We start from the raw sequence: 4,320 nt of genomic DNA, 5'->3' as shown, positions 1-4,320 counted from the left end.
TATTATCTAGCATTGTATAAATAATTATAATATCAATTTTTTGAAAAAATGAGAGCGATAATCAATAAAATTTTTTCCTTATTAATTATCTTTATAATATTAATGTTATAAGAAACCATATATAGTCACTCCCTCTATAAGAGGTTATCTAAAGCTGTGTGATAAAAACGCTCTCGCCCATATTCTCGTGTTAAAAATTTCTCAATTCATCGGTGAATCTGACAGACTGCTGCTTTATAAATGAACCATATACTTCTATCATATCCATGGGCTAAGGCTCTTAATTCTCTAAAAGGTCGTCACTACATTGCTTTTTACAAAGAATAATGCCGAGAATAAGCTCATTGAACAAAAAATCTTTCATCATACTTGAAAAACCAATAGAGAAAATTTTTACTCTCTAAAGCTCTCAAGCATATAATGAAATATCAAAATTAATATATAAAAATGGAATGAACAGTGTTTATTATTCTATAATATCTGTTTATGTTTTATCTAAAAATAATTTCAGAAAATTATTATAACTATTTAATATTTCATAATTTTTGTAAAAACTGAACAGACCAATTGCCCAGTTTCTGCAATTAATTTTTCAATACGAAGCAAATCAGGTTCGCCAACACTGTTTAACAAAAGGTCACTTAATCCAGGTGGCATATCATTGGGATCAAGAGGATCATTTAAGCAAAGCCGTATAATTTGACTCAAATTTGTGTAGAGACCATAAGCATAACGTAAATCAGCAATACATGATTGATTAAGAAAGCTATTTGGTAAGTGTTCTAAAATATCCGCTGTCGTCGCCCCAATTTGAAACTCAATGACATGCGTAATAAGAGCAAATTGAGCGATAAACTCTAAGTCCATAATGCCACCAGACATCGTTTTAAAATCCCATTGATTTTTTGGCGGCTTTTCTTTTGCAATCAAAGAGCGCATTTCACACACTTCTTTTGCAACTTCATTCTTATTACGAGAAATAGCAATAATTGTACACACTTCATTTTCTAACTTTTGTAAAAAATCAGGATCTCCTGTAATGCCTCGAGCCCTTGTTAAAGCAAGATATTCCCATACCCATGCTTCTTGACGATAATATTTTTTAAAAAATGGAAAAGAAACAGCAATAGGTCCTTTATTACCTAAAGGCCGTAACCTTAAATCAACAGCATAAAGAACACCTTGGCTTGTAAGTGTAGATAAAGCAGAAACGAGGCGCTGTGCTAAACGCGTATAATATTGAGAAATGTAAAGAGGCTTTTCTCCATCAGATATTTCTGCATCATCATCGTGTTCATAAAGCAAAATGATATCGACATCCGAACCCGCTGTTAATTCACGACTTCCAAGCTTTCCCATTCCCAATATGCCAACACGTCCCCCTTTAATACAGCCATGAAGACGAAAAAACTCTTCCTGAACGGCAGAAAATGTTTTTGTAATCATCAGATCAGCAAGCGCAGTAAAAGCAAAACCCGCTCTTTCTCCTGTAATTGTACCATTCAAAATTCGAATCCCAATCAAAAAACGTTGTTCATCTGCAAAAATCCTTAAATGGTCGAGGATTTCCTCATAAGAAAGAACATCTTCAAGAAAATATTCAAGCCGTTTTTCTAAATAGGTTTTTGTCGGTAATTCTGAAAGAATATTTGGGTCTAACATTCCATCAAAAACATGAGATCTGCGTGTAATAATTTCCGCAAGCCGTGGAGCAGCTCCCATAATAAGGACAAGCATATCTAAAAGAGAGGGATTAGACTGTAAAAGACTAAAAAGTTGAATTCCTGAGGGTAAGCCCTGTAAAAAACTATCAAAACGCAACATCGCCTCATCAGCCCGTTTTGTTGCGCCAAAAGCTTTCAAAAGAGCTGGTGTTAATTCTGTTAATCTCTCACGCGCTTCAGCAGATTGCGTTGCTTTATAACGACCACAATGGAGAGTGCGCATAATACGACAAATATCACTCGCTCTTTCAAAACCCAAACGGCTTAATGTTATTAATGTCTCGGGATCATCTTCTTCTCCTGTAAAAACTAAATTGCCAATTTCTAAACCAAGTTCTTGTTCATTCTCAAACAATGCTGCATAGTGTTTTTCAACAACCTGAAGTGTTTTTAATAAATCACGGATAAAACTGCTGCTATCGTGATAACCCGTTAAATAAGCAACGCTTGTGAATTGAGAAATATCACTTGGCAGAAGATGCGATTGTTCATCCGCAAGCATCTGAATACGATGTTCCACATTTCTTAGAAAAGCATAACTTTTTATAAGACTATCTCTCGTTTGCTCACTAATCCAACCAAGCGTGTGAAGTTCTGCTAACATTGCAACTGTCTGACGTCCACGTAATTGAGGAAAACGTCCACCAGCAATAAGTTGTTGCGTCTGGACAAAAAACTCAATTTCACGAATACCACCACGACCTAACTTTATATTGTGACCATAAGCTGCAATTTGATCATAACTTTTATACGCATGAATTTGACGTTTGATCGAATGAATATCAGCAATCGCAGCATAATCTAAGTATTTTCGCCACACATAAGGAAAAAGTTCTTTAAGAAAGTTAAAGCCTGCTTTTTTATCGCCAGCAACCGGACGTGCTTTAATCATAGCGGCTCGTTCCCAATTTTGTCCACGTCCTTCGTAATAACGCAAGGCAGTCCTTACTGGTAAAGCCAAAGGTGTTGATCCTGGATCTGGACGAAGACGAAAATCAAGACGAAAAACATATCCTTCCGCAGTACGCTCTTGAATGATACGGATTAACCGGCGTACCATTTTAGAAAATACGTCGACACTTTCAGAAAGATTACCAATATGAGGTGACGTTTCATCAATGAAAACAATAAGATCAATATCGGAAGAATAATTAAGTTCTCCTGCCCCTAATTTTCCCATCCCTAAAATGATTAAACCACAGTCTTTTTCCGGATTCTCACGGTTTAGCAAATTAATCTTACCATGATCATGAGCTTCTCTTAAGAGAAAACGCAATGCTACACCCAATGCAGCTTCACCCAAACGTGTCAACCAAGCACATGAAATTTCATAAGTAAAAATACCACTCAAATCAGCTAAAGCAATGAGAACATGTGCTTCTCGTTTTTTTTGCCTTAAAGCAGCCATCAATGAAGTTTCATTTGTAGATTCATCCTTATCGATAACCGTAATATCATCGATAATTTCGCTCAGCCTTGTTTCTATATCAATATGCAATAAAGGACTAAGATATGACGGATTGGCAATTAAAACCTCACGCAAAAAAGGAGATAAGGTCATAACCGTACGGATAAAATCAATCTGCATTCCATTCTCTGAAATGATAGAAACAAGCGGTTCTAAACCTTCTTTCTTTGCTTGTTCTTCCATATCTTTTAACCACTGAGAACCACTTTCATTGAGAGGGCATAAAGGGAGAAGCTGTGTTTTAAAAAAAGCTTGTTTCATCTCATCTCCCTTGAAAAGCATTTTGCCTTCCTTATCCATTGCACTATACTTTTAAAATCGTCGTTCCGTATGAAAAGAAAAAAATGAAAAATATCTTTAAGGAAATAACAAAACAGCCCTAAGTCCTGGATTTGCATTTTCAAGTAACAATTCACCCCCGTGCAATTTCATAACTGCTTTTGCTATACTTAAACCAATTCCAAAACCAGGTTGTGTACGGCTTTCTTCAAGACGAACAAATCGTTCTGTTACTTTTTCACGTTTATCCTCTGCTATTCCTGGACCATTATCGCTTACAACAACTAATAAATGTTCATCACGATATTCCATTGATAAGCAAACCTTCGCTTTTTCCCTATCTTTAGAGGCATATTTAATGGCATTATCGATAAGATTAAAAATTGTTTGCGCAACAAGCTCACGATTCAATTTAAGCTCTTTGTCAAATATATCTCCTAACTGAAGTAAAACACCTGACTCTTCAGCAAAAGGTTCGTAAAGCTCAACAGCATCTTCCAGGATCAGTTTCATATTCATCATCTCAAGATGCTCAATTGCACTGCTCGCTTCGATGCGTGAAATCATTAAAATCGCATTAAAGGTACGAATAAGTTGATCTGATTCAGCAATAACACTCTCGATGACCTGACGATATTCAAGCTTTGTCTTGTTTCCCGAAAGTGCCTCTTCAGAACGATTTCTAAGACGTGTTAACGGTGTTTTCAGATCATGAGCAATATTATCTGATACTTGACGCAAACCAACATTTAACTCTTCAATGCGGTCTAACATAACATTAAGATTCGTTGACAATCGATCAAACTCATCTCCTACCCCAGAAACCGGTAAACGCCCACTGAAATCACC

At 36.1% G+C, this 4,320-nt stretch carries 2 protein-coding genes; both read right to left on the bottom strand.

Annotation, left to right across the window (positions count from 1 at the left end; genetic code table 11):
* Positions 1 to 528: 528 nt before the first annotated feature.
* Complete coding sequence (locus BN338_RS06810; RefSeq protein WP_039760388.1) at positions 529 to 3,453, bottom strand: bifunctional [glutamine synthetase] adenylyltransferase/[glutamine synthetase]-adenylyl-L-tyrosine phosphorylase; 2,925 nt, start codon at positions 3,451 to 3,453, stop codon at positions 529 to 531.
* A gap of 96 nt (positions 3,454 to 3,549) precedes the next feature.
* The coding region (locus tag BN338_RS06805; RefSeq protein WP_039760349.1) for a sensor histidine kinase at positions 3,550 to 4,320 on the bottom strand (771 nt) is incomplete at its 5' end.

Source organism: Bartonella queenslandensis AUST/NH15 (assembly GCF_000312585.1).
In the GTDB taxonomy this organism is placed as follows: domain Bacteria; phylum Pseudomonadota; class Alphaproteobacteria; order Rhizobiales; family Rhizobiaceae; genus Bartonella; species Bartonella queenslandensis_A.
The sequence above is the reverse complement of the archived record's forward strand: the minus strand, read 5'-3'. Positions and strand labels throughout refer to the sequence as shown.

Excerpts from the sequence above, each read along its gene's own strand:
- BN338_RS06810 (WP_039760388.1), bottom strand. The coding sequence starts at position 3,453 with ATGAAACAAGCTTTTTTTAAAACACAGCTTCTCCCTTTATGCCCTCTC.